The sequence below is a fragment of the Massiliimicrobium timonense genome, assembly GCF_002160865.1.
Lineage (GTDB): Bacteria > Bacillota_I > Bacilli_A > Erysipelotrichales > Coprobacillaceae > Allocoprobacillus.
In genome coordinates, this window is record NZ_NFLJ01000013.1 from 25,578 (window position 1) to 50,602 (window position 25,025).

The following is a 25,025-nucleotide window of genomic DNA, read 5'->3' on the forward strand; positions in this document are numbered from 1 at the left end:
TCCCTCCTAAGCAAATAAAGCTTTTATATAAATCAATAAAGTCGGTTTATATTTCTTTTCCTGATGATTTAAAATACGTTTTGTCATAAAACGAGGGAAAAGATAAGTTTCCACCAAATCCACACATCTGACAAATCTCATGCTTTCAAAAACATCTCCTCTTAAAGAAAAACGATGTTCTAAATAAGCACTCTTGACACTCATCATACCTGTAAAAACAAGCAAAGCTGTCTGAATGCTTTTAAAGGTAATACAAATATCAGGTTTTACATTTTTGACTTTCTGTAATCCTTTTTGATATGTGTACTTGATTGTGATGGAAGGTCCATGCATGACTTGTAATGTTAAAACTTTATCTTGTTTCCATCCGTCTAATTCCTCTTTCATACGTGGATCATCATGATAAAGAACTTTCATACCGCGATATAAAAACTGCATCACAACCCAAATAATCAGCTTTTTCATATGCACTCACTCCTTATCAATATTATAACATTTAAAAAAGTGATAGTAAAAAGATAAAACTTGACCATTATTTTTTATACATTATCCTTTTCCCCTCATTATGTTTATTGTTTCAATAATGATAAGAACAATATAAATAATCAAAGTTATGATATATATAATAGAATAAGAAGAAATAAAAGAGATGACACTATCTCTTTGCGTGTTGATAATCAGTAGATAAATCAATAACAAAGCAGTGAAAAGAGAATTAGCTTTTTTTAAATGCTCTTGGTCACGATATTTTATATTCAAAATCTTGACTATGATACAAGAAACAACAATGAACTCTAAAATAATACCTAAAATCATTATTTTTCACCTTTCTTTCATGTATTCCATATCTGTTTTTGATGAGATCATTCAAACAATAACAAGATTATCATTATGATGTCTTGTTTTATAAGCTCTTTAATTCATCTAAAGTTAATCCTCTTACTAAAATAAAATTGCTATCTTCAGCAAGGATATAAGGCTGTAATTTCTTTAAAGCCATAAAATAATCCATATCACCTATCATAGAATCATTTGTCGCATCGATAAGAGCGATTCTCCATTGTGATATACGCTGACCTTCAACTTCAAAATGTATTTGAGGCTGTTTTAAGAACATTGTTTTCACACCTTCAGTTAAACTCATCGCACCAAATACATTCCCATCAGACTGCTTATAAAAATGGGGTGTGGCTTTATAAGCATCTTCCCAAACGTCAATTTTTTTCTTTTTGTTAAATAAACCCATAAAATCAGTCCTTTCTATTCTTATTTATTTTATTATATCATTATAATTGTTATGAAATCATTTATTTCGTTTATTTAAATAGAAAAGATAGATCTTTATTTTGTGGTTTATAAAAATAGTTATGAAACTTTATTGACTTTAAAAAAAATATTTGATAATGTTTAAGAGTATAAAAAAGGCAAAGAACAGCAGAGATTAAAAGGGCGTTGTAGAGAACTGATGGTTGGTGCAAATCAGGACATAACTTTTATGAAGATGGGCTGGGAGCTGTTATCTTGAATAGTGAGAGATAAACGTTAACTGCGTTAAAGTTTTGAGGGTATATCGACAGATATAAAAAAAGGTGGTACCGCGTATAATACGTCCTTTTATAAGGACGTTTTTTATTTTGAAGGAGGAGATATGATGAAAGATCCAAAAGATTATTATTTAACTACGGCGATTACTTATACTTCAGGAAAACCTCATATTGGAAATACATATGAAATTATTTTAGCTGATGCTATCGCAAGAAGTAAAAGACAGGAAGGATACAATGTTTATTTTCAGACTGGAACTGATGAACATGGGCAAAAGATTGAGTTAAAAGCTCAAGAAGCTGGTATCCCACCTAAACAATTTGTTGATGAAAAAGCAGCTGTTGTCAAAGAAATTTGGGATATGATGGATACAACATATGATCGTTTCATGAGAACAACAGATGAATACCATGTGAAACAAGTGCAAAAAATCTTTAAAAAATTATATGATCAGGGAGATATTTATCTAGGACATTACGAAGGTAAATATTGTACAGCATGTGAATCATTCTTTACTGAATCTCAATTGGTTGATGGAAAATGTCCTGATTGTGGTGGAGAAGTTCATGATGCAAAAGAAGAAGCTTATTTCTTTAAATTATCTAAATATGCTGATCGTTTAATTCAACATATTGAAGAACACCCTGAATTTATTCAACCTATTTCAAGAAAAAATGAAATGATGAATAACTTCTTAAAACCAGGTTTACAGGATTTATGTGTTTCACGTACTTCGTTCAAATGGTCTATCCCTGTAGACTTTGATCCTAAACATGTTGTGTATGTATGGATTGATGCTTTAACAAACTATATTACAGGACTTGGCTATGATGTTGATGGAAATCATGGTGAATTATATAAGAAATATTGGCCAGCAGATTTACACTTAATTGGTAAAGATATCGTGAGATTCCATACGATTTATTGGCCTATTATGTTGATGGCTTTAGATATTCCTTTACCAAAACAAGTTTTTGGACATCCTTGGTTATTACAAGGTGAAAGTAAAATGTCTAAATCTAAAGGAAATGTAATCTATGCAGATGATTTGGTTAAAATTTTTGGTGTCGATGCTGTCAGATACTATGTTTTACATGAAATTCCTTATGACAACGATGGAAGTATCACATGGGATTTATTAGTTGAACGTATTAATTCTGATTTAGCTAATATTTTAGGTAACTTAGTCAATAGAACCATTGCCATGACAAATAAATATTTTGATGGTATTGTAACAAATCCAGGTGTGAGTGAACCTGTTGATGATGAATTAAAAGAAATTGCTTTAGCTATGCCAAAGAAAGTTCAGGCTTACATGGATGAATTTAAAGCATCTAAAGCCTTAGATGAAATCTTTGTCTTATTAAGAAGAACAAATAAATATATTGATGATACAATGCCTTGGGCACTAGCAAAAGATGAAAGCAAGAAAGATCGTCTAGCAACAGTTCTTTATAACTTAATTGAAGCCATCCGTTTTGCTGCTATTGCATTAGAACCTTATATGCCTTCAACATCTACAAAGATTTTAGATCAAATCAATACAGATCAAAGAAACTTCTTAGACTTAAATGCTTTTGGTTTATATCAAGAAGGAACAAAAGTCACTGAAAAACCTCAACAGTTATTTGCAAGATTAGATCCTAAAGAAGTAGAAAAGAAAGTAGCAGCTTTATATCCTCAAAAAGAAGAAAAACAAGAGGATGACAATCAAATTACAATTGATGATTTTGCAAAAATTGAATTGGTTGTAGGAACAGTTGAAAAATGTGAAAAACATCCTGATGCTGATAAGTTATTAGTTTCTCAAATCAATATCGGTAAAGAAACAAGACAAATTGTCAGTGGTATTGCAGATTTCTATACACCAGAAGATATGATTGGTAAGAAAGTTATTGTTGTATCTAACTTGAAACCTGCAAAATTAAGAGGTGTTGAATCTCAAGGTATGATTCTTGCAGGATCTAAGAAAAAAATGTTAGAACTTGTGTCTGTAGAAAACTTACCAAATGGTACAAAAATAAGATAAAAACACAAGACCATAGAAATGGAATCATTTCTATGGTCTATTTTTTAAATAAGAAACGATATGATTTTATGTTTCTCACTAATTTATATAATGAAATAAAGTAGATAAAGAATAAAGCTGTAATAATAAATGCATTAACAAGAATATATTGAAAATTTGTATTTATAGGTAATAAATATTGACTCAAAAAATGAGAATTCACAACAAAGATTGTTAAAGAAACAATAGTAAATAAATTAATGATAAAGCTATATTTTAAATATTTTTTGGTGTATATTTTTTTGGTCATATCTATAAAATAATCAAAAATAATGATCATAATAAATGGTTGAAAGAAATAGGTCATCATATGAATCATTTGATATGATTCATGTTGTATTTTAATAATAATATCACTAGAAAAGAAAAAACCATAACAAATAAAGAAAGCAATAAATATAATCATAAAGATGGTTTCAATAGTATGATTTGGATAATGGGATGGATGGGGTAAATGATCCAGATCTTGTATATTCCAACGGAGATTTAAATCTTGAGGAATAGGCTCTTTTTTATCCAATATGATTAAAGCTAAGATTGCTATGGCAATGATACCAATCATTATAATGATTGGATAAGAAAGAAAAGCTTCAAAGATAGATGAAGTATTCATTGTTGTCACAACATTGTTTGTTGATTGAAATGATAAACAACCAAATTGTTCAAGATAATAAAGGGTTGATAAAAAAAGATAAATACCTGAAATTAAAAAAACAAGTTTTTCAATGAAATTAACTATTTTAGGATTAAAATGATGATAAATTGTAGGACGATAGCCATATGAGTAAGCAACACTTAGTGGATGTCCATAACTCATTAATAAGTCTTCCATATCTTCATATTGATGTACCGATTGACTGATTTGAGTTTTTAAATCATGATAAACATATTGGCGTTTTCTTCCAAAAAAATAAGAACACACAGCACCTAGATATCTTTCTAATAAATCATTCATTGACTTCACCTCATTTATGCATCCATTATAACACGATTTTATGAACTCTTTTTGATAAATGTATGATTTTATAATTTAAGTTATGTTAAAAAGATTATATAATAGAAATATCGAATAAAGATGGGAGGCTTTTTTATGTATGTCAATGAACAAGCAGTAAAAGAAATATTAGAGAAAGTGAAACCAGCTAAACTTGTTGCAGCAACGAAATATATAGATGAAAAAGAAATAGAAAAACTGGAAGCATGTGGTTGTTTATATTTTGGAGAAAATAGAGTTCAGGCTTTCTTAGATAAATATGAACAATATCATGGTCAAGGACATTGGCATTTTATTGGAACATTACAAAAGAATAAAGTGAAATATATTATTGATAAGGTTGATTTGATTCATTCTGTGAATAGTTATCATTTGATTGATGAATTAGAAAAACAGGCAAAAAAACATGATTTAAAAGTTCATATATTATTACAAGTAAATATTGCTAGAGAGGAAAGCAAACATGGGTTTGATATAGAAGAAATGGATGAAGTGATGAATTATTTGATGAAATGTCCATCTTTGATTGTTGATGGACTGATGATGATGGCACCAAATATTGAACCAGAAGATACACGTATTTATTTTAGACAGACAAGAGAATTATTAGAAAGATTAAAAGAAACATATCCACAATATCCATTACATGAATTATCAATGGGTATGTCACAAGACTATCAGATTGCTTTAGAAGAAGGGGCAACAATAGTCAGAATTGGCAGAGCTTTATTTCATGAGTAACAGTCTTTATAATTTATATCATGAATTTATTCCTGATTATGTACAGGATATAATGAAAACATCTCTTTTTCAAAGATTGAAAGATGTGGGTATGAATTGTGGTATGGAGTATACTCAGTTTGAACCATTTAAAGATTGTCGAGGTGTATCAAGATATAATCATAGAGTGGGAATAAAACGAAACACCGCAAAAACCCAGTATTTATGCGGGCTTGCGGCGTTTCAAGAAGTCTTTTGATAACAATTTGATAACAGCCATACAAGAGCCATTATTCTTGTAGCCCAGTGGTTTACGGGTTACAGAATGATAAAAGGCGGCTTGTATGGCGAAAGAAATCCATATTAGAAAGCCCTTAGCTGTGGGTAATAACTCATAGCTAAGGGCTTTTTGTCGTTCTTATTCATCTTTTTTGAGCTTGTCCTGAAACGCCTCCACCAGCGTATCGCTTAACTCCTGCGAAGGCACTTTCGCCCAGAGCTGCGAGGTATCGTATTTCGGATAGTAGTAACGCCAGTTGTTGTATTCTTCCCTGCTGATTTCCTCGGAAGATAGCTTGTCCGCCTGCTCTTTCCAAGCACAGAGCATTTTTGATAGCTCGGCAGCGTCCTTGCCTTTGTCCTTATTGACTTTCAGACAGACTTCTCCGTCTGCTTCGCTGACAGTAAGACCGTAAATATCTTCAAGGGTAAATAAGGTGTGCATAAGACCGATGTAGCTGTCAATGTCGGGAACATCAAGAGCCTGCGGGGAAACATCAAGCACCTGCGCCAATGCAGCCGTTAAGTCTGCTTTTGGTTTTCGGGAGCCTGTTTCATATTGCGCCAATCGCACATCGGCGCTTCGTTCGGGAAAACCGACAGCCGTACCAAGATATTTTTGCGTCATGCCACGCAGAAGCCTGAAAAAATGGATTCTCTCACCAATAGCCATAGTGTTATCGCTCCTTGCTTTATGTAGTGTATTTAGTATAGCAGATATGTTTAGTAAAAGTCAAGAGAAAACGAAACAAAAAAGTTTAATATTTTCTCGCAAACCGCTTGACAAAAGCAAATATGCTTAGTATAATGAAATGGAATTAAGCAAATAAGTTTAATTAAATATCCGTCGTGCGTCACGGTAATGGCGTACCCGCCCGGGCAAATCGGAAGGCGGCAAGAAAGTATTCCGACACGAAATAAATGAAACTAAAAACAGAAGGGAAGGTGATGTATATGGAAAACAGGTTTATCCGTGCCGACGATGTGGCGCAGGAACTGAATGTATCCAAGCCCTATGCCTATAAGCTCATCAGGAAGCTGAACGAGGAACTGAAAGCGAAGGGATTTATTACGATTGCGGGGCGTGTCAACCGCCAGTATTTTTATGAAAGGCTCTACGGAGCCGGAAAGGAGAAGGAATAATGCCGGTATTTAAAAATGAGGACAACGGTACTTGGTATGTGATGGCAAGGTATGTGAACTGGAAAGGCGAGCGCAAGCAGAAATGCAAGCGTGGCTTTGCCACAAAGAAAGAAGCGCAGGAATGGGAGCGAATGTTCCAGTTGCAGAACTCATCTGACCTTGATATGAGCTTTGAGGCTTTTACGGAGCTGTATATCCGAGATGTGAAAAACCGTCTGAAGGAAAACACTTGGCTGACGAAGGAGCATATTATCCGCACGAAGATACTGCCCTTTTTCGGCAAGCTAAAAATCAGCGAGATTTCTACAAAAGAAATCATCACTTGGCAGAATGAAATGCTTGCCTATCGTGACGAGAAGAAAAAACCGTACTCACAGACTTATCTGAAGACGCTGCACAATCAGCTTTCCGCTATCTTCAACCATGCTGTGCGTTACTACGAGCTGCGTTCCAATCCCGCCGCAAAGGTGGGAAATATGGGAAGCGAGGAACACAGGGAAATGCTGTTCTGGACGAAAGAGGAATACAAGAAGTTTGCCTTTGAGATGATGGACAAGCCCGTTTCCTTTTACGCCTTTGAAATGCTCTACTGGTGCGGTATCCGTGAGGGCGAGCTGCTGGCGCTGACTCCTTCGGACTTCGACTTTGACAAGGAAACGGTCACGATCAACAAATCCTATCAGCGTTTGCACGGGGAAGATGTGATTACTACGCCGAAAACAAAGAAAAGCAACCGTACCATTAAAATGCCGCATTTTCTCTGTGAGGAAATGCAGGAATATCTCGGTATGCTCTACGGACTCAAAAAGAAAGACCGTATCTTTACAGTAACGAAAAGCTATCTTCATCACGAGATGGACAGAGGTGCAAAAGCCGCAGGCGTGAAGCGTATCCGTATTCATGACCTTCGTCACAGCCATATCAGTTTGCTGATTGATATGGGATTTTCGGCGGTGGCGATTGCCGACCGTGTAGGACACGAAAGCATTGAAATCACTTATCAGTACGCTCATCTGTTCCCGTCCAAACAGACGGAAATGGCGAAGCGATTAGACGATTTAGGGAAAGGAGATTTTGAAAATGTCAGCTAAGAACAGAGACAACAAAAACCGTTGGAGAAATATCACGGTGGGATTTCGGGTATCGCCCGAAGAAAATGAACGCATTAACAAAGCGGTCGCCTTATCGGGACTGCCGAAGCAGGAATACTGCTACCGTCGCTGTCTCAATCAGGATGTGGTGGTGCAGGGCAATCCGAGGGTGTATAAGGCTCTGAAGCAGGAGCTTTCCGCCGTCCTTACGGAGTTACAGAGGATTGAAGTGGGAAATGGTGTAGATGAGGAACTACTCAATGTCATTGAGCTGATTTCCGTCATTCTCGGCGGCTTGAAAGGAGAGGAACAGAATGAATAAGCAAAAAGAAATGACCGCCCGAACATCATCTGTTGGCGCAGATGAAAGGCAGTCACTCCATGTAACCAATAATAGTATAACCAATCAAGGCAGAAATATCAATGCTTTTCTTCTGGAAGGCGGTGACAGGAATGGCTGAACTGAAAATCATCAGTATGGACGAAGTACAGAGCAAGGAAGTAAATTGGCTCTGGTATCCATATATTCCATACGGGAAAATCACAATCATTCAGGGCGATCCCGGCGAGGGCAAAACAACTTTGGCGTTAAGACTGGCGGCGCTTCTCTCGAAAGGAGAGCCGCTGCCCTACGATGATGCCAAGCGTGAGCCTGTTAAGATTATCTATCAAACTGCCGAGGACGGACTGGAAGATACCATCAAGCCGAGACTGGAATCCGCTGAGGCAGACTGTACGCAAATTAAAGTCATAGATGAATCGGAAGCTGCACTCAGTATGCTGGATGAACGAATTGAAAAAGCAATTATAGAAGTCGGTGCAAGGGCGGTAATCCTTGATCCGATTCAGGCGTATGTTGGTGCGAATATCAATATGAACAACGCTAACGAAGTCCGTAATGTGATGGCACAGCTCGGACGAGTCGCAGAAAAATATGACTGTTCTATTTTGCTTGTTGGTCATATGAACAAAGGCAGCGGAAATAAATCTTCCTACCGTGGACTTGGTTCGATTGACTTTCAGGCTTCGGCGAGAAGTGTTCTGATTGTCGGGAGAATTAAAGACAATCCACAGGTCAGAGTGATGGTACAGGACAAATCCTCCCTTGCTCCAGAGGGCGAAGCGATTGCTTTTGAGCTGGACAGGGAAAACGGATTTCGCTGGCTCGGTCATTACGATATATCAGTGGACGATTTACTCAGCGGGATTCCAAAAGAAAAGAAATCCGAGCAAGCGGAAAATCTTATCCTTGAATATCTTTCAAAGGGGAGATATCCGCAGAAAGAATTGGTAAAGAAAGCACAGGCGATGGGTATTTCGAAGCGTGTGCTGGATGAGGCAAAGAAAGCGCTGAATGTCCAATCGGTTAGGGAAGGCAGTCAGTGGTACTGGCAGCTTCCCGAAAAAATGGAGTGAGTTTTTTCAAGGTTGCAACATTGCAAAAGCTAGCACATCTGCAACCTTGCAATGTTCCTTTTTCGGGAAGTGATAAAGTTTGGACGGGGTTGCAAGGGTGTCCTTTTCAAAGGACAGCCCTTACGGGGGAGTTGTCCGCAGACAACGGGGCAACGCCCCATAACCCCCTCGGAGAGCGCAATAGCAGCTTTTGATGGCAGTAGGCTGTCAAAAGTGCTTTTGCGTTACTCTTGGCAAGAGTAACAGAACCGAGGAAGAACGATTTTTAAGAGATTGGAGGTGTAATTTATGCAAAGAACGATCAGCGCAATGGTCGGAAAAGGCTCAGTCAACCACAACAGCCGCAAATTCAAAGCGGAGAATGTAGACGGCAACCGCACTCATCTCAATATAGATTACTGCAACGAGCCGATAAGGAAAGTGTATCACGAATTATTCGATGATGCGCTGAAAAGATACAACGACAGGCAGACAAGAGCTGACCGAAAGATAGAAAACTACTATGAAAAAATCCGCAGTTCCAAACAGGAAAAACCGTTTCACGAACTGATTTTGCAGATAGGCGATAAGGAAAATATGAGCGCTGAAAGCGAAAACGGGACGCTTGCCCGACAGATTTTAGATGAATACTATCGTGGGTTTCAGGAGCGAAATCCGCAGTTAAAAGTATTTTCGGCTCATCTGCATATGGATGAGGCAACACCGCATCTGCACATTGATTTTGTTCCCTTTACCACCGGCAGCAAGCGTGGACTGGATACAAGAGTGTCGTTGAAACAGGCGCTTGCAGCACAGGGCTTCAAGGGCGGTACTCGTGGAGATACCGAGTGGAATCAATGGGTAAGCGCAGAAAAATCCGCCTTAGCGTTTGTTATGGAACGCCACGGAATTGAGTGGGAACACAAGGGGACTCATGAAAAACATCTCTCTGTTTTGGATTACAAAAAGCAGGAGCGAGAAAAGGAAATTAACGCTCTTGAAGATAAGCTTGTCGAGAAAAAAGATGAGTTTCGTGTTATGGCTGACCGTATTAAAAACTTTGATAATGGCGAAAGAGCGTTGCAAAATCTTGATGAGAGTATCATGAACGGGCCTGAATATCAGCTCCCTGAGCCTTCTGCGATGATGTCGGCAAGGAGCTACAAGACAAAGTTTGTTGAGCCGCTTGTAGCCCGATTTAAATCTTTAATCAGCACCTTATTTGCACGATATTTCAAGGCGTTGGACAGTTATCACAGCTTGAACATCACAAACGGAAATCTATATCGTGAAAACGAAAAGCTCTCAAAAATTAACGGTAAGCTTACCGAAGAAAACACAAGGCTGAGGGCTGAAAACAAAGATTATTCGCTGCTTCGCAGAGTATTCGGACACAAACAGATAGACAGCTTGCTTGAACAGGCGAGAAATCTCAAAGGTCAAAAGCGTGATTACACACGCTCAAGATAAATCATTTTTCAGGAGGAAAACAAAATGGCAAAGATGATTTTTGAAGAACTGGGCGGCACTTATATACAGCAGGGAGATTATTTTCTTCCTTGTCTGTCTTTACCCGCCGAAAAAGAAACCAAGCCTATCGGCGTATGGGGGCAGCGGCATTTGCGCTATCTCAAACAGCACCGCAAGGTGCTTTATACCAACCTGCTTACAAGCGGCAAGCTGAACAGCTATCTTGTGGATATTGACGAGCAGGCGGAAGATACGTTTCTTCGGCTGGTAAAACAGATAGCGGAGCGAGAGGGCTTAACTGAACAGCTAAAGGCAGAAAATTCAATGCTGTGGGTACAGACAATGAACAGTATTCGTAATAGAGCAATGGATATTGTAAACGAGGAAATTATCTATAATTAAAGCATTATAACGCATACAACTGTAAAATTGTGGCGGGTAGGGATAAACTCCTTACCCGTCTTTTTTTGCTCTCTTAAACGCTTAAACAGGGCGGTTTGACACCGAAAAGCGTTACATACTTCACTTGTTAGTCACAATCTCTTGACTTTTTGAACTGCGTTCAGCATAATGTATTTGAACAATGTTCAAAAGGAGGTATAGTGTGGATAATAAAGAAGCCATTATACAGGCGACGATTAAACTAATTGAGGAAAAAGGGGAACATTTAGACGAAGTTACAGTCCGTGAGATATGCAAAAGAGCAGGCGTTGGATTAGGCCTTGTAAATTATCATTTTGGAAACAAGGATCAACTCATCGAGCAATGTATTGAGCGTATGATAAACGGAACAGTTGAGCATTTTCAGAATATACGAGAGAAAACAGACGGCTTTACTCCTTTTGAGAAGCTCACTTATCTCGGCAATATAACCCTTGATTTTCTGTTTGAACATTATGCCATTTCCAAAATTTCTGTTCTTACCGATATGCAGTCACCGAAAGAAAATGACAACACTTACAGAACTTATGCGGCATATCTTCCGCTTGTTGCAGCCTGCCGTCCTGACCTTGATGAAGCGGCGATAAGACGAAAAACGCTGTATTTGATTACCGTTATGCAGCAAATGTTCCTACGATACGAAATTATATCGCAAATATTGGGGATTGACCTTAGACAGAAAGAAAACCGCAGGAATTTTCACACACAAGTTTTACACGATATTTTGGAGGTATAAAGAGTGAATATAACAGTGATAAACGGAACGGAAAAACACGGCGTTACCTATCGTCTAAAAGAGATGTTTTTAGCAGACTTTAGTGATAATGCGAATATTACAGAATATTATCTTCCAAAGGATTGCCCCGCTTTCTGCGCTGGCTGCACAAACTGTATCTTAAAGGGCGAACAGAAATGCAAGGATGCTGAATATATCAGGAAAATTGAAAAATCACTTTTGGAAGCGGACTTGATTGTGATGACATCGCCTGCATATGTCTTTCATGCGACCGGTGCAATGAAAGCGTTACTTGACCATTTTGCCTATCGTTGGATACCGCACCGTCCTGCTCCTGAAATGTTTGGAAAACGAGCTGTCATCATAACACAATGCTTGGGCAGCGGAGCAAAATCTGCGGCAAAAGATATGAAGCACAGCTTATCGTGGTGGGGCATTTCCAAAATCGAGATATTTACCGGTGCATTGATGAGCGATATCGTCTGGGAAAAATTGCCGCAAAAGAAACAAGCCGAGCTTGCGGGAAAGCTTCAAAAGCTGTCTCGGAAGTTTGCTCATATAGATTATACAAAGCCCGCACATACAAATTTGATTACGAAATTTAAGTTTTTCTTCTGCCGTATGATGCAGAAATCCATACATAGATCAGATCCCGAATACCTTGACGGAAAGTATTGGGCGGAGCAAGGCTGGCTTGCCGACAGCAGACCGTGGAAATAGTTTGTATTGTATGGAAAAATACTTCTGCAACCGCAGGTTGACACATTTCAAACCGCCGTTTGGTGGTATGCAACCTTTGAAAAGAGTATCCTATACATAGAAATAGGGCGATTGCACTACAGTATCAAACGGAGGTAAATGATTATGATTTTAGCGGATAAGATTATTCGATTGAGAAAAAGAAATGGCTGGTCTCAGGAAGAACTGGCTGCAAAAATGAATGTGTCCCGTCAGGCGGTATCCAAATGGGAGGCTGCACAGACTACACCGGATTTAGAAAAAATTCTTCAGCTTGGAAATTTGTTCGGCGTGACGACCGATTATCTTCTCAAGGACGAAATGGAAGATGAGGAGTTCACAGATGAAACAGATATACCTGTGAAACGGATTACTTTGTCACAGGCAGATCATTTTTTGAAATGGAGAAAGTCTGCGTCCGTAAAAATTGCCGTAGCAACTTTTCTTTGCGTTATTGCGGTAATCCCTCTTTTGCTTTTGGGAGCGGTGTCCGAGGTTGCTCTCTCCATATCTGAAAATGTCGCCGGAGGGATCGGGCTTGTTTCTCTGTTCGTTTTTGTTGCTGTTGCAGTTGCGATCTTTCTGCACTGCGGCTTTAAAAATGCACCCTATGACTTCATTGATAAAGAACCTTTTGAAACAGAATATGGCGTAACGGGAATGGTTAAAGAAAGACAAAAAGAATATAGACCTGTCTATGTAAGGAGCAATATGATTGCAACCGGTATCTGTATTCTATCCCCCGTTCCTCTGCTGGTCGGTGCGTTTACCGAAAACGAATTTTTAATCGTTATCATGCTGGCAATTACTTTGCTGCTCGCCGGAATCGGAGCAGGAATATTTATCATAGCCGGCGTTCGATGGGCGAGTATGCAGAAGTTGCTGAAAGAGGGTGAATATACACCCCAAGAGATAAGGAAAAGCTACATTAAGGAAACGATTGCAACAGCGTACTGGCTGTCAGCAACAGCTATATACCTTGTCTGGAGCTTTTTAACAAACGCATGGGAGACTACCTGGATTGTGTGGCCGGTGGCAGGGGTCTTGTTTGCAGGTGTTATGGCGATCTGCCGTTTATTCACAGACAAGAAAGATTGATAAAATCCTATCGCATTTTAAGGGCAGAAGTGATATTAACACGCTTAAGACGAAGAATGACAACTGCAAATAACGCAATGTAACGCATACAACTGTAAAATTGTGGCGGGTAGGGATAAACTCCTTACCCGTCTTTTTTGCTCTCTTAAACGCTTAAACAGGGCGTTTTGACACCCAAAAGCGTTACATATTCCGTTTCACTGTTATAGCTGTTTGACAAAAAGCAGCTATTTCTATATAATAAGAAACAAATGTTGCGTAATAAATGTTGCCTTAAGGAGATGAACAAATGCCCCCGAAATTTAAGTTTACAAGAGATGAAATAACTAATGCCGCTTTGAATGTAACACGGAAGAATGGAATATCTGGATTGACCGCAAGAGCGTTGGCTGCGGAGCTTGGATGCTCTGTCAAACCGATTTTCGGACTGTTCAAAAATATGGAGGAAGTCGGGCAGGAGGTTTTTATAGCTTCTGACCTGCTGTATCAGAATTATTTGCGTGAAGATATGGCTAAGGGAAAATATCCCCCCTATAAGGCAAGCGGCATGGCATATATCCGCTTTGCCAAAGAAGAAAGGGAGCTTTTCAAGCTGCTTTTTATGCGTGACCGAAGCCGTGAAAAAATAGAAGAAAACAAAGAAGAAATCAGACCCCTTATGCAGTTAATACAGCAAAATTTAGGGATTAGTGAAGATGAAGCATATTTGTTTCATCTGGAAATGTGGCTCTATGTTCACGGTATTGCTACGATGATAGCCACTTCCTATCTTGATTGGGACGATGAATTTATCAGCAGAGTGCTTACCGATGCTTATATGGGACTTAAATACCGCTATACGGAGGGAAAAGACAATGCAGGCAATTAAAACTGTTCAGCTTACAAAAAAATATAAGGATGTAACCGCCGTTGACGGCCTTGATTTGACGGCCCGGCAAGGCGAATTATTTGCTCTGCTTGGCGTAAATGGGGCAGGAAAAACGACCACAATTAAAATGCTTACTTGCTTGACAAAGCCCGACAGCGGCAACGCCTTTGTGAACGGCAACAGTATTGTTACTGATGTGGCTGCGGTGAAAAGTATCATAGGCGTATCTCCGCAGGAGACAGCCGTTGCCCCAAATTTAAGTGTAAGGGAAAACCTTGAGCTGATGTGCGGTGTTCACGGTTTTACAAAAGAGAAGATGCATGCTAAAACCAAGGAGCTTTCCGAACAATTTGATTTAACCGCTATTTTGAGCAAAAGGGCAGGTAAATTATCGGGCGGGTGGCAACGCAGGTTAAGCATTGCAATGGCTCTTATCAGCGAGCCGCAGATACTTTTTCTTGACGAACCGACATTAGGGCTTGATGTTCTGGCACGAAGCGACTTATGGGATACCATTCGTACACTTAAAGGGAAAATAACCATTATCTTGACCACGCACTATATGGAGGAAGCGGAAGCTCTTGCAGACCGTATCGGTATTATGAAGGACGGCAAGCTGCTTGCGCTCGGAACAGCGGAGGCATTGAAAGCAAAGGCGGGAACGGAAAAATTCGAGGACGCTTTTGTTGCTATTGTAAAAGGGAGTAAAAAATTATGAGATTGCTTGCATTTTCGGGTAGAACGGCAAAAGAAATACTGCGTGACCCGCTTAACCTGTTTTTTGGCTTAGGCTTTCCTCTTGTCCTTATCGGTTTGCTTACTGCAATACAGGCAAATATTCCTGTGCCGATGTTTGAGCTTGACAATCTAACCCCCGGCATAACGGTATTTGGATTATCCTTTATGACTTTGTTTGCCGCTGTCCTTATTTCAAAGGATAGAGAAAGTGCATTGCTGCAAAGGCTTTATACTACTCCGCTTACCGCTTCGGATTTTATTTTCGGCTATACCCTGCCAATTTTACCGATTGCAGTAGCACAGGGGGTTATTTGCTACATAGCGGCGGCTCTGCTCGGCTTGAAGCTGACAATCACTGTTTTATATGCCTTGCTGTTTCTCATTCCCGTAGCATTGTTTTATATTGCTTTGGGGCTTATCTGCGGAAGCGTTTTTAATTCAAAGCAGGTCGGCGGTATCTGTGGAGCGTTACTTACCAATTTGTCCGCTTGGATGTCGGGGATTTGGTTTGATGTAGACCTTGTAGGCGGCGTATTTAAGAAAATCGCAAATGCTTTGCCTTTCATCCATGCTGTTGAATTGGAACGGGCTGTCTTTAGTGCGGATTATTCGGGTATCCTGTCGCACCTTTGGTGGGTGCTCGGTTATACCATTGTGGCTGTTGCAGGGGCTGTGCTTTTATTTTTGCGGCAGATGAAAAAACAATAATAGTAGCCGACAAAGGAGGGCGGTACAATGACAATAAAATTATTTTGCAATGCAATCATAAAATTTGTGCTTGGAATTATTCTTGTAGGGCTACTTCTGTTTCTGCCTGCGGGAACAGTGCAATATCCCAACGGTTGGTTGCTTATGGGAGTTTTGTTTGTTCCTATGTTTGTCGCCGGTATTGTGATGATGTTCAAAAACCCCCAATTATTAAGTAAGCGTCTTAACGCTAAGGAACAGCAAAGCGAGCAAAGTCTTGTAATAAAACTTAGCGGCTTGATGTTTGTTGTTGGCTTTGTATTGGCAGGGCTTGATTTTCGTTTTGGCTGGCTGTCGCTTCCTAAAACAGTGCCTTACATAGCGGCTGCTATATTTTTGATTGCGTATTTGCTTTATGCAGAAGTCTTACGGGAAAATACATATCTCTCCAGAACGATTGAGGTGCAGGAAAATCAAAAGGTAATTGATACAGGACTTTACGGTATTGTCAGACATCCAATGTATAGTGTAACAATTATTCTTTTCCTTACAATGCCGTTGATGCTTGGATCAATACTCTCTTTCGTTGTGTTTCTCTTTTATCCTCTGATTTTCGCAAAAAGAATAAAAAACGAAGAACAGGTACTTGAAACCGAACTTGACGGATATGCAGATTATAAAAAGAAAGTTAAATACAGGTTAATACCTTATATTTGGTAGTCTTAAATTATATTATTTAGAAAAAGGTAACAGGGATTAAATTGCTATCAGCTAAGATGCAGAGCTGGAGAACTGAGTATTAAATTTAAAAACGGAAATTTTAAAACCGTCTCATTGCATAGGTTTTTTCATTGACTTATACTTGTGTACAGGAGGTGCTTACAATGGCAAATGAAGATAAAAAAGATTTTAATGCGATGCTGCATGATAGTAAGGATATGCCCAAATTTCAGACGATCACAGATGAAAAAAGCATAGAGAAGTATGGCGGAAACAAAATGTATTTTGCGCCGCCGATTGATTATGATAAGGTTATGCGTCTTGTGCCGTATGGAAAACTGCTTACTGTTGGTGCGATAAGAGAATATTTTGCAAATGAAAATGGAGCCGATTTTACAGAGCCGATTACAGCAGGAATATTTGTTTCGATTGTTGCGTGGGCGAGCTATCAGCGTTCCAAGGATGTAACACCTTATTGGCGCACCTTAAAGGCGAATGGGGAATTAAACGCCAAATATCCCGGCGGCATAGAAGCTCAGAAAGAAAAGTTGGAAGCGGAAGGACATACGATTGTCCAAAAAGGCAGGAAAAATATCAGATACTATGTTAAAGACTATGAAAGAGCTCTATTTGTGTTATAGATGTTTTTGGGAAACGATTTTAATATCTTGATTTTCTAAACAAAATCGCTTATAATGTGAGCCAGAACATATTGTTATTATCCGCAGTTTCAGAGCCAGTGTTATCAACCCCGATAACAAATTGATAACATTAGCCCATATAGGCAGGATAATATGGATATATCAAATAATCAAAAGTACCACGAATACGACAGAGAATAATCTCTAAACAAAATTGATTAGGCTTTGTCGTATAGGAGTCGCTTTGATTGTTTATCATTTTACACACGATAAACATCAAACGATTGCTGCATTACTTCATGATATAGCCACACCTGTATTTGCTCATGTGATTGATTTTATGTATCATGATTATATACATCAAGAAACAACAGAAAATTTAACAGAGGAAATGATTCAAAAGAGTTTAGAACTTCAATCTATTTTTGAATATTATCATATTGATAGTGATAAAGTCATGAATTATCATGATTATCCCATTGCTGATAATGATACACCCCAATTATCAGCTGATCGTTTAGAATATACATTATCAAATGCAGTCTATTATAAAATAATGACTAAAGAAGAAATAGGCAATATTTATAAACATGTTCAAGTCAATGATTCCAAAGACGAATTGATTTTTGATGATTTCAAGATAGCTAGACTATTTACTCAAGTGATGTTGAAATGCAGTTTATGTTATACAAGTGATGAAAATCGTTATTGTATGGAATATCTTGCAAGATTAATGCGTTTAGCTATAAATCTTCATGTTTGTTCATATGATGATTTATATACAACCGAAACACAAGTTATTCAAAAATTAATAAGTCATTCCTTAACAAAAGAACTTTATGAAAATTATACACACTTTCATAAAGTTCTGAGATCTTCATTTCCTCAAACTGGATATTTAAAGGTGAACGCTAAAAAAAGATATATTAATCCTATAGTCAATCATCAACGTATTTTAGATATTGATTCAAAGCTCAATGCACTCGTTCAGGAATATTTAAGTGATAATTTTGAACGTTATATAAAAGCTATATAAAATTATTTCATTAGAATATTTTCAAAAAAGTGCGAGAAAAAAGTGCGAGAAAAAAAGTTCAGGAAAAACATTCAAACAATATGAACAAATTCTTTCTTATATGGAATATGGACAATGGTATAAGGTAAAAGATTTTATAGATATTTTGGGTGTTAAGGAAAGACGTGTTCAAACATTATTAAAAGAACTAGTAGAAAATGAAAAACTTATTGATAATGGTGTAACCAAAGGAAAACGTTATAAGAAAGCTAATAAATAATGAAAAGGCATAAAAGATACTTGATTTGTATCTCTTATGCCTTGTTTTCATGAGAAAGATAATAGATAAGACTTGCAAAGATGCGAGGTCCTAATGCTAGAACTTTTTCATCAAAATCAAAAGCATCATTATGAGGGGAAGAAGTCATAGGTGTTAAAAGTTTCATGTAAGTGGCTTTACCACCATGAGCTTGAACACGTTCCATGAAATATGAAAAGTCATCACTACCCCCAAGTGGACTTAAATTATAAGGTGGTAATTTTAGATCAGGAAGATACTGTTGACACATAGAGCGAATGGTATTCATGAAGTCATCGTCACAGTTGAGAGCATAGGCTTTACCCATTTCTTTGATTTCTACAACAGTATCATGCATACGTGCAGAACCTTCAATAATATCTCTGGCATAGATTTCCATATAGCGATTGAGTTCACTTGTCACCCCACGAACTTCAATTTCAAGTTTAGCTGTTTCAGGTACAACGTTTCTTCCCGTTCCTGCATGAACAGTTCCAACGTTCACACGTGTTTGACCATCACTGTTTCGAGGAATAGAGTGTAAATTTAAAATACAGTTGGCAGCTGATAATAAAGCATTTTTTCCAAACTGTGGCGATTCAGCAGCATGAGTCGAAACACCATGATAAGTAATATCAAGTTTTGTTGTCGCAAAAGATTCATCCATACCAAAATACAAATCATAAGGTTGATCTTCTTGAGGCATAATATGAGCTGCACAAATATAATCAACATCATCCAAGAATCCACTTTCAGCAATACTTCTTGCTCCCATGACACCTTCTTCAGCAGGCTGAAATATAAGTTTGATTGTTCCATGTAAATGTTCTTTGATTTGCATAAGTATTCTCGCTGTGGTTAAACCAATTGCAGTATGACCATCATGACCACAGGCATGCATTGTTCCACGATGTACAGATGCAAAACCATTCGTAAAAGGAAAATGACTTGATGATGATTCTTCAATGAGGCCTAAAGCATCAATATCAAATCTTAAAGCAAGTGTTGGACCTTCGCCACATTTTAAAACACCTGCCACGGCAGTCATTCCCATTTTAACTTTTTCCAAATAGTAAGGATTTGCTCCCTGCTTTTGAGCACGGTGGTAATTTAAATGTAAAATTGTTTCTGCTGGCACACCCATACGTGCTTCTTTTTTCATAATATCTTCACCAACAAGCACTTCGTATCCTAATTCCTCTAATGTAGAAGCAATATAACAGGCTGTTCGCATTTCTAACCAGCCTTTTTCAGCATACTTATGTAAATCACGACGACAATTTACAGTATCAGGATAATATAACTTTGCAAGTTCTTTTATTTTTTCATACATATGTATCTCCCCCCTCTTTTCTTTATTGTATCAACATCAAATTTGAACATCAAACAATATCGCTTATTTTTCACAAATAGACAAATAAACAAAAAAATTGACAAAAGTAATAAAGTTGTATAAAATGCTCATAGTGTGAGGTAAATAAAATGGATTATCGTAAATATGCTAGAAAATTAATAGGTTATATGATAGAAAATGAACAGGCATTTAAGTTTTGTCATCGTGATATCAGTGAAATTGCCAGAGGGGAATGTGCAGTTCTTATTTATTTGATGGATGGTGATGGAGTCAATGCTTCCGAGATTAGTCAGCGTTTTGATATTAATACGTCAAGAGTTGCAGCAGTGCTTAATACATTATCTAAAAAAGGTTATATCCAAAGGATAGTCGATCCATTAGATAAAAGAAAAATAAAGGTGTTTATTACGGATAAAGGGAAAGCATTTGCTAGAGAAAAACAAAAAGAAATTGAAGCCTATTTTGGTCATCTTTTAGAATGTTTAGGAGAAGAAGATACTAAAGAATATTTACGTTTATCGTTAAAGATTAATCAAATTATTAAAGATTTGAAGTAAAGCATATCAATTGAAGATAATGTCGAAATAAGATAAGATTAAAAATTATAGATAAGTTGTAATGTTTAAAGGAGAAGTGTTATGAGTCAATATTATTTAGGAATTGATGTGGGATCTACAACAGTTAAAGCTTATTTAACAGATGAAAAGGATGTCTGTTTATTTTCACGTTATGTCAGACATAACTCAGATGTCAGAAATACAATACTTACATTATTAGAAGAAATTCATCAAGAATATCCAGGAATCAATATTTATCCAGTTATTACAGGATCAGGAGGATTGTCAATTTCTCAATCATTGAATGTCAAATTTGTACAGGAAGTGATTGCATGTACCAAAACAATAGAAACTTATATTCCACAAACAGATGTTGCCATTGAATTAGGTGGAGAAGATGCGAAAATTACATACTTTGAAGGTTCGTTAGAACAACGTATGAATGGAACTTGTGCCGGTGGAACAGGTGCATTTATTGATCAGATGGCCACTTTATTACAGACTGATGCTTCAGGATTGAATGAATTAGCCAAAAATCATCAGCGTATTTATCCAATTGCTTCTCGTTGTGGGGTTTTTGCGAAAACTGATGTTCAGCCTTTAATCAATGAAGGCGCAAGAAAAGAAGATATAGCGGCTTCTATTTTTCAGGCAGTTGTGAATCAGACTATCAGTGGGTTAGCCTGTGGAAAACCGATTAAAGGAAAAGTGGCTTTTTTAGGAGGACCTTTATACTTCTTAAGTGAACTAAGACAACGTTTTATTGAAACATTAGAGCTTCAAGATGATGATATTATTTTCCCAGATAATTCCCAATTGTTTGTAGCTATGGGAGCTGCATTAAATGCAAAAGATGTTGAAGAATCACTTTCATTAGAAAAATTGATTCATGATTTAAAAGTTTTAAAAGATAATGGAACAGAAGCAGCTCATACATTAGAACCTTTATTTCATAATGAAGATGAATTAAGAGGATTTAGAGATCGTCATCTTCAAGCAATGACAAAGAAAAGAAATCTAAAAAAATATCAAGGCAATATTTATGTTGGTATTGATGTTGGTTCAACAACATCTAAAGTTGTATTAATTGATGATGAAGGATCAATATTATATTCTTTCTACAATTCTAACGAAGGAAATCCTTTAGATTTAATTATTAGAATTATGAAGGAAATCTATGATTTAATTCCTGAAGGATGTCATATTCAAAAAACTGGTGTCACTGGATATGGTGAAGCTTTAATTAAAGCAGCATTAAAAGTGGATTATGGTGAAGTAGAAACAATTGCTCATTACACAGCAGCTAAACACTTTGAACCTGATGTTGACTTTATTTTAGATATTGGTGGACAGGATATGAAGGCTATCACCATTAAGGATGAAGTCATTCAAGATATTACATTGAATGAAGCATGTTCATCTGGATGTGGGTCTTTCCTTGAAACATTTGCTCATTCTTTAGGATATGAAATTGATGAATTTGCCGAGATGGCATTGATGTCAAAACATCCACTTGATTTAGGAAGTCGTTGTACAGTTTTCATGAATTCAAAAGTGAAACAGGCTCAAAAAGAAGGTGCATCTTTAGCAGATATTTCAGCAGGATTATCATATTCCGTTATTAAGAATGCCTTATATAAAGTTATTAAGTTAAGAAGTAAAGACCAAATCGGTAAAAATGTTGTTGTACAAGGTGGAACATTCTATAATGAAGCCGTTTTACGTGCTTTTGAAAAAGAAGCAGGTATTGAAGTCATTAGACCTGATATTGCAGGATTGATGGGTGCTTATGGAATGGCAACAATTGCGAAAGAAAAAGATGATGGCAAAGGGACAACTTTATTAACACGTGAAGAATTAGAACATTTAACATATCAAAATAGTATGAAAAATTGTGGTAAATGTACAAATAACTGTATGTTGACAATTACTTCATTTAATGATGGAAGAGAGTTTATTAGTGGAAATAGATGTGAAAGAGGAGCTAATTTACCATTAAAATCTAAATCATTACCAAACTTATTTGATTATAAATATCGTCGTGTTTTCAATTATCGTTCTTTACCAATTGAAGATGCTCCTAGAGGTATTGTTGGTATCCCTAGAGCTTTAAATATGTATGAAAACTATCCTTTCTGGCATACTTTCTTTACAGAATTGAAATTTAGAGTTGTTTTATCATCTCGTTCATCTAAAGCCATCTATGAAAAAGGAATTGAATCTATTCCAAGTGAAAGTGCTTGTTATCCTGCTAAAATTACACATGGACATATTGAAAATCTGATTGCTAGAGGAGTGCCTTTTATCTTCTATCCATCAGTCGCTTATGAAAGAATGGAAAATGAAAATGCCGGAAATCATTACAATTGTCCTGTGGTGGCTTCTTATCCAGAAGTCATTAGAAATAATGTTGATAATCTTGAGCAGAAAAATATAAAATTTAAAAATCCATTTATTTCTTTAAATAATAAGAAAACATTATTCAATGTTTTAAAAGAAGAATTAAGTGAATTTCATATTACAGATCAGGAATTACATCATGCCATTGATAAGGCGTATGAAGAATTGGATCACTGTCAGCAGGATATTCGTGCAGAAGGAAAACGTGCCATGGAATATATGCGTGAAAACCATATGCAAGGTATTGTTTTGGCAGGTCGTCCTTATCATGTGGATCCTGAAATTAATCATGGAATTCCAGATTTAATTACGAGTGAAGGATTTGTTGTCTTAAGTGAGGATAGTGTTTGTTATTTAGATGAAGAACATTTAAAATTACGTGTTGTTGATCAATGGACTTATCACTCTCGTTTATATAAAGCCGCATCTTTTGTATCATCACAAAAAGATTTACAGTTGATTCAATTAACATCATTTGGTTGTGGTTTGGATGCTGTTACAGCTGATCAGGTAGCTGAAATTTTAAAAGCAAGAAATAAAATATATACTTTAATTAAAATTGATGAAGGAAGCAATTTAGGAGCTATTCGTATCCGTATTCGTTCTTTAAAAGCTACAATTGAAAAGAAAGAAGATATTATTGATTTATCTAAGAAGTATGAACAGGTGAAAGTACCTTTTACAAAACAGATGAAAGAAGATCGTTATACAATTCTTTGTCCACAGATGTCACCGATTCATTTCCAGTTTGTTGAAACCGCAATGAATTCGGAAGGCTATAACTTTGAAGTGTTGCCTTCAGTTGATAAAGATGCAGTAGAACAGGGATTAAAATATGTCAACAATGATGCATGTTATCCAAGTATTTTGGTTGTAGGACAAATGATGAATGCTTTAAATAGTGGAAAATATGATTTGAATAAAGTGGCGTTGATTATCTCTCAAACAGGTGGAGGATGTCGTGCAACGAACTATATTGCATTTATCAGAAAAGCTCTTAAAGATGCAGATATGGAACAAATTCCAGTTATCTCTGCAAACTTATCTGGATTAGAAAGTAATCCTGGATTTAAGATTACATATAAGATTGCTAAAAAAGTAATCATTGGTGCTATGTATGGGGACTTATTTATGCGCGTTCTTTATCGTGTACGTCCTTATGAAAAAGTCAAAGGTTCAGCCAATAAACTTTATGAATCATGGGTTGCAAAATGTCAGGAAAATGTGAAAAATGGTAGTATGAAAGAATTTAAAAAGAATGTTTATCAAATTGTCAAAGACTTTGATGAATTGCCATTATTAGATATTAAAAAACCAAGAGTTGGATTGGTTGGAGAAATCTTAGTTAAATTCCATCCTACTGCCAATAATGAAATTGTGAAAATCATTGAATCAGAAGGTGGAGAAGCCGTTATGCCTGATTTAATTGATTTCTTCCAGTATTGTTTCTATAACACTTGGTATGAACATGAACATTTTGATGCTTCACAATCTTCAGTATGGTTATGTAATTTTGCCATCTGGTTTGTTGATTTCTTAAGAAAAGATATGATTAAGGCATTAAGAGATTCAAAACGTTTTGATCCACCAACACCTATTGATCAAATTGCGAAAAAAGCAAGTGAAGTTGTCTCTATTGGAAATCAGACAGGTGAAGGATGGTTCTTAACTGGAGAAATGATTGAATTAATTGAAGAAGGTGCACCAAATATTGTGTGTATGCAGCCATTTGCCTGCTTACCAAATCATGTAACAGGTAAAGGTGTTATTAAAGCCTTACGTAAAAAATATCCACAAAGTAACATTGTGGCTGTGGATTATGATCCAGGTGCGAGTGAAGTTAACCAATTAAATAGAATTAAGTTGATGCTTTCAACTGCATTTAAGAATATGAAGTCGTAATTCATATTCTTTTTTTCGTCAAAATTCAAATGATATCTATGTTATTATTTAGGATATAAATAAAAAAACTCTATATTTTAAGGATATAAAGATATAGATAATTAAAGAATTCACATAAGAGTCACAT

The 25,025-nt window shown here is 36.8% G+C and carries 27 protein-coding genes and 1 other annotated feature; of the genes, 22 read left to right on the forward strand and 5 right to left on the reverse strand.

Annotated features, from left to right (window positions below):
- Positions 1-6: 6 nt before the first annotated feature.
- The gene (locus tag B5E75_RS05650; protein ID WP_087245141.1) at positions 7-465 is read right to left on the reverse strand and encodes a hypothetical protein; all 459 of its coding nucleotides are present in this window, start codon (positions 463-465) and stop codon (positions 7-9) included.
- 439 nt (positions 466-904) lie between these two features.
- Complete coding sequence (locus B5E75_RS05660; protein WP_087357813.1) at positions 905-1,246, reverse strand: DUF4299 family protein; 342 nt, start codon at positions 1,244-1,246, stop codon at positions 905-907.
- Positions 1,247-1,418: 172 nt separating this feature from the next.
- Positions 1,419-1,617, forward strand: a binding site (T-box leader).
- Here B5E75_RS05660 and metG point away from each other — a divergent pair.
- A complete protein-coding gene (gene metG / locus B5E75_RS05665) occupies positions 1,580-3,574 on the forward strand; it encodes a methionine--tRNA ligase (protein WP_275086205.1) in 1,995 nt (664 codons plus the stop codon). (Overlaps the previous feature by 38 nt.)
- A 37-nt stretch (positions 3,575-3,611) precedes the next feature.
- Here metG and B5E75_RS05670 read toward each other — a convergent pair whose 3' ends face one another.
- The gene (locus B5E75_RS05670; protein WP_087357815.1) at positions 3,612-4,568 is read right to left on the reverse strand and encodes a hypothetical protein; all 957 of its coding nucleotides are present in this window, start codon (positions 4,566-4,568) and stop codon (positions 3,612-3,614) included.
- Between the two features lie 135 nt (positions 4,569-4,703).
- On the opposite strand from B5E75_RS05670, the gene B5E75_RS05675 reads away from it, so the two are divergent.
- Both B5E75_RS05675 and B5E75_RS05680 read left to right on the forward strand, forming a co-directional pair.
- The gene (locus tag B5E75_RS05675; protein WP_087357816.1) at positions 4,704-5,348 is read left to right on the forward strand and encodes a YggS family pyridoxal phosphate-dependent enzyme; all 645 of its coding nucleotides are present in this window, start codon (positions 4,704-4,706) and stop codon (positions 5,346-5,348) included.
- Entirely contained in the window at positions 5,341-5,586 is a 246-nt protein-coding gene (locus B5E75_RS05680; protein WP_087357817.1) for a hypothetical protein, read from the forward strand. Before B5E75_RS05675 ends, B5E75_RS05680 begins: the two co-directional genes overlap by 8 nt.
- A 159-nt stretch (positions 5,587-5,745) precedes the next feature.
- On the opposite strand, the gene B5E75_RS05685 is transcribed toward B5E75_RS05680, so the two are convergent.
- Complete coding sequence (locus B5E75_RS05685) at positions 5,746-6,279, reverse strand: helix-turn-helix domain-containing protein (protein WP_066557123.1); 534 nt, start codon at positions 6,277-6,279, stop codon at positions 5,746-5,748.
- A gap of 281 nt (positions 6,280-6,560) precedes the next feature.
- On the opposite strand from B5E75_RS05685, the gene B5E75_RS05690 reads away from it, so the two are divergent.
- The 17 genes from B5E75_RS05690 to B5E75_RS14555 all read left to right on the forward strand — a co-directional run bounded on the left by B5E75_RS05690 (position 6,561) and on the right by B5E75_RS14555 (position 18,667).
- Positions 6,561-6,749 (forward strand): transcriptional regulator, encoded by a 189-nt coding sequence (locus B5E75_RS05690; RefSeq protein WP_003532935.1) that lies wholly within the window; start codon positions 6,561-6,563, stop codon positions 6,747-6,749.
- Positions 6,749-7,840 carry a site-specific integrase gene (locus tag B5E75_RS05695; protein ID WP_066557120.1) on the forward strand — a complete coding sequence of 364 codons (1,092 nt, stop codon included), beginning with the start codon at positions 6,749-6,751 and terminating at the stop codon, positions 7,838-7,840. Before B5E75_RS05690 ends, B5E75_RS05695 begins: the two co-directional genes overlap by 1 nt.
- Entirely contained in the window at positions 7,830-8,162 is a 333-nt protein-coding gene (locus B5E75_RS05700) for a plasmid mobilization protein (protein ID WP_066557118.1), read from the forward strand. Before B5E75_RS05695 ends, B5E75_RS05700 begins: the two co-directional genes overlap by 11 nt.
- Positions 8,155-8,301: a hypothetical protein gene (locus B5E75_RS14550; RefSeq protein ID WP_156500714.1), complete on the forward strand. Its 147-nt coding sequence runs from the start codon at positions 8,155-8,157 to the stop codon at positions 8,299-8,301. Before B5E75_RS05700 ends, B5E75_RS14550 begins: the two co-directional genes overlap by 8 nt.
- Positions 8,294-9,256 (forward strand): AAA family ATPase, encoded by a 963-nt coding sequence (locus tag B5E75_RS05705; protein ID WP_087357818.1) that lies wholly within the window; start codon positions 8,294-8,296, stop codon positions 9,254-9,256. Before B5E75_RS14550 ends, B5E75_RS05705 begins: the two co-directional genes overlap by 8 nt.
- Before the next feature lie 288 nt (positions 9,257-9,544).
- Positions 9,545-10,705, forward strand: coding sequence for a plasmid recombination protein (locus B5E75_RS05710; RefSeq protein ID WP_241146632.1), 1,161 nt, complete (start codon positions 9,545-9,547; stop codon positions 10,703-10,705).
- A gap of 24 nt (positions 10,706-10,729) precedes the next feature.
- A complete protein-coding gene (locus B5E75_RS05715; protein ID WP_066557113.1) occupies positions 10,730-11,107 on the forward strand; it encodes a TnpV protein in 378 nt (125 codons plus the stop codon).
- A gap of 202 nt (positions 11,108-11,309) precedes the next feature.
- Entirely contained in the window at positions 11,310-11,882 is a 573-nt protein-coding gene (locus tag B5E75_RS05720) for a TetR/AcrR family transcriptional regulator (RefSeq protein ID WP_055273826.1), read from the forward strand.
- 3 nt (positions 11,883-11,885) lie between these two features.
- Positions 11,886-12,602: a flavodoxin family protein gene (locus B5E75_RS05725; RefSeq protein WP_021949696.1), complete on the forward strand. Its 717-nt coding sequence runs from the start codon at positions 11,886-11,888 to the stop codon at positions 12,600-12,602.
- A gap of 144 nt (positions 12,603-12,746) precedes the next feature.
- Positions 12,747-13,718: a helix-turn-helix domain-containing protein gene (locus B5E75_RS05730; RefSeq protein WP_066557110.1), complete on the forward strand. Its 972-nt coding sequence runs from the start codon at positions 12,747-12,749 to the stop codon at positions 13,716-13,718.
- A 289-nt stretch (positions 13,719-14,007) separates the two neighbouring features.
- Positions 14,008-14,586: a TetR/AcrR family transcriptional regulator gene (locus tag B5E75_RS05735; RefSeq protein ID WP_066557107.1), complete on the forward strand. Its 579-nt coding sequence runs from the start codon at positions 14,008-14,010 to the stop codon at positions 14,584-14,586.
- Positions 14,573-15,304 (forward strand): ABC transporter ATP-binding protein, encoded by a 732-nt coding sequence (locus B5E75_RS05740; RefSeq protein WP_055273818.1) that lies wholly within the window; start codon positions 14,573-14,575, stop codon positions 15,302-15,304. The genes B5E75_RS05735 and B5E75_RS05740 overlap by 14 nt, the downstream gene beginning before the upstream one ends.
- Complete coding sequence (locus tag B5E75_RS05745; RefSeq protein ID WP_087357819.1) at positions 15,301-16,032, forward strand: ABC transporter permease; 732 nt, start codon at positions 15,301-15,303, stop codon at positions 16,030-16,032. The genes B5E75_RS05740 and B5E75_RS05745 overlap by 4 nt, the downstream gene beginning before the upstream one ends.
- 27 nt (positions 16,033-16,059) lie before the next feature.
- Positions 16,060-16,731, forward strand: a complete 672-nt coding sequence (locus B5E75_RS05750) for a methyltransferase family protein (RefSeq protein WP_087357820.1) — start codon at positions 16,060-16,062, stop codon at positions 16,729-16,731.
- A gap of 164 nt (positions 16,732-16,895) precedes the next feature.
- Positions 16,896-17,372, forward strand: a complete 477-nt coding sequence (locus B5E75_RS05755) for an MGMT family protein (RefSeq protein ID WP_055273812.1) — start codon at positions 16,896-16,898, stop codon at positions 17,370-17,372.
- 244 nt (positions 17,373-17,616) lie between these two features.
- The gene (locus B5E75_RS05760; protein ID WP_087357821.1) at positions 17,617-18,408 is read left to right on the forward strand and encodes a hypothetical protein; all 792 of its coding nucleotides are present in this window, start codon (positions 17,617-17,619) and stop codon (positions 18,406-18,408) included.
- A 100-nt stretch (positions 18,409-18,508) separates the two neighbouring features.
- Positions 18,509-18,667: a hypothetical protein gene (locus B5E75_RS14555; protein WP_158093981.1), complete on the forward strand. Its 159-nt coding sequence runs from the start codon at positions 18,509-18,511 to the stop codon at positions 18,665-18,667.
- 34 nt (positions 18,668-18,701) lie between these two features.
- Here the strand turns inward: B5E75_RS14555 and B5E75_RS05765 are convergent, their stop codons facing one another.
- On the reverse strand, positions 18,702-20,018 hold the full coding sequence (locus tag B5E75_RS05765; RefSeq protein WP_087357822.1) for an amidohydrolase: 1,317 nt from the start codon (positions 20,016-20,018) through the stop codon (positions 18,702-18,704).
- Positions 20,019-20,167: 149 nt separating this feature from the next.
- On the opposite strand from B5E75_RS05765, the gene B5E75_RS05770 reads away from it, so the two are divergent.
- Together B5E75_RS05770 and B5E75_RS05775 are read left to right on the forward strand one after the other, a co-directional pair.
- A complete protein-coding gene (locus B5E75_RS05770) occupies positions 20,168-20,596 on the forward strand; it encodes a MarR family winged helix-turn-helix transcriptional regulator (protein ID WP_087357823.1) in 429 nt (142 codons plus the stop codon).
- An 81-nt stretch (positions 20,597-20,677) separates the two neighbouring features.
- The gene (locus B5E75_RS05775; RefSeq protein ID WP_087357824.1) at positions 20,678-24,898 is read left to right on the forward strand and encodes a 2-hydroxyacyl-CoA dehydratase; all 4,221 of its coding nucleotides are present in this window, start codon (positions 20,678-20,680) and stop codon (positions 24,896-24,898) included.
- The last annotated feature ends 127 nt before the right edge of the window (positions 24,899-25,025 follow it).

Bases quoted from the DNA above. Each gene is read 5' to 3' on its own strand.
- B5E75_RS14555 (WP_158093981.1), top strand. From the start codon at position 18,509: ATGGAATATGGACAATGGTATAAGGTAAAAGATTTTATAGATATTTTG.
- B5E75_RS05745 (WP_087357819.1), top strand. From the start codon at position 15,301: ATGAGATTGCTTGCATTTTCGGGTAGAACGGCAAAAGAAATACTGCGT.
- B5E75_RS05755 (WP_055273812.1), top strand. From the start codon at position 16,896: ATGGCAAATGAAGATAAAAAAGATTTTAATGCGATGCTGCATGATAGT.
- B5E75_RS05730 (WP_066557110.1), top strand. From the start codon at position 12,747: ATGATTTTAGCGGATAAGATTATTCGATTGAGAAAAAGAAATGGCTGG.
- B5E75_RS05735 (WP_066557107.1), top strand. From the start codon at position 14,008: ATGCCCCCGAAATTTAAGTTTACAAGAGATGAAATAACTAATGCCGCT.
- B5E75_RS05685 (WP_066557123.1), bottom strand. From the start codon at position 6,279: ATGGCTATTGGTGAGAGAATCCATTTTTTCAGGCTTCTGCGTGGCATG.
- B5E75_RS14550 (WP_156500714.1), top strand. From the start codon at position 8,155: ATGAATAAGCAAAAAGAAATGACCGCCCGAACATCATCTGTTGGCGCA.
- B5E75_RS05660 (WP_087357813.1), bottom strand. From the start codon at position 1,246: ATGGGTTTATTTAACAAAAAGAAAAAAATTGACGTTTGGGAAGATGCT.
- B5E75_RS05670 (WP_087357815.1), bottom strand. From the start codon at position 4,568: ATGAATGATTTATTAGAAAGATATCTAGGTGCTGTGTGTTCTTATTTT.
- B5E75_RS05770 (WP_087357823.1), top strand. From the start codon at position 20,168: ATGGATTATCGTAAATATGCTAGAAAATTAATAGGTTATATGATAGAA.
- B5E75_RS05650 (WP_087245141.1), bottom strand. From the start codon at position 465: ATGAAAAAGCTGATTATTTGGGTTGTGATGCAGTTTTTATATCGCGGT.
- B5E75_RS05690 (WP_003532935.1), top strand. From the start codon at position 6,561: ATGGAAAACAGGTTTATCCGTGCCGACGATGTGGCGCAGGAACTGAAT.
- B5E75_RS05705 (WP_087357818.1), top strand. From the start codon at position 8,294: ATGGCTGAACTGAAAATCATCAGTATGGACGAAGTACAGAGCAAGGAA.
- B5E75_RS05710 (WP_241146632.1), top strand. From the start codon at position 9,545: ATGCAAAGAACGATCAGCGCAATGGTCGGAAAAGGCTCAGTCAACCAC.
- B5E75_RS05695 (WP_066557120.1), top strand. From the start codon at position 6,749: ATGCCGGTATTTAAAAATGAGGACAACGGTACTTGGTATGTGATGGCA.
- B5E75_RS05775 (WP_087357824.1), top strand. From the start codon at position 20,678: ATGAGTCAATATTATTTAGGAATTGATGTGGGATCTACAACAGTTAAA.
- B5E75_RS05765 (WP_087357822.1), bottom strand. From the start codon at position 20,018: ATGTATGAAAAAATAAAAGAACTTGCAAAGTTATATTATCCTGATACT.
- B5E75_RS05675 (WP_087357816.1), top strand. From the start codon at position 4,704: ATGTATGTCAATGAACAAGCAGTAAAAGAAATATTAGAGAAAGTGAAA.
- B5E75_RS05700 (WP_066557118.1), top strand. From the start codon at position 7,830: ATGTCAGCTAAGAACAGAGACAACAAAAACCGTTGGAGAAATATCACG.
- B5E75_RS05740 (WP_055273818.1), top strand. From the start codon at position 14,573: ATGCAGGCAATTAAAACTGTTCAGCTTACAAAAAAATATAAGGATGTA.
- B5E75_RS05715 (WP_066557113.1), top strand. From the start codon at position 10,730: ATGGCAAAGATGATTTTTGAAGAACTGGGCGGCACTTATATACAGCAG.
- B5E75_RS05680 (WP_087357817.1), top strand. From the start codon at position 5,341: ATGAGTAACAGTCTTTATAATTTATATCATGAATTTATTCCTGATTAT.
- B5E75_RS05750 (WP_087357820.1), top strand. From the start codon at position 16,060: ATGACAATAAAATTATTTTGCAATGCAATCATAAAATTTGTGCTTGGA.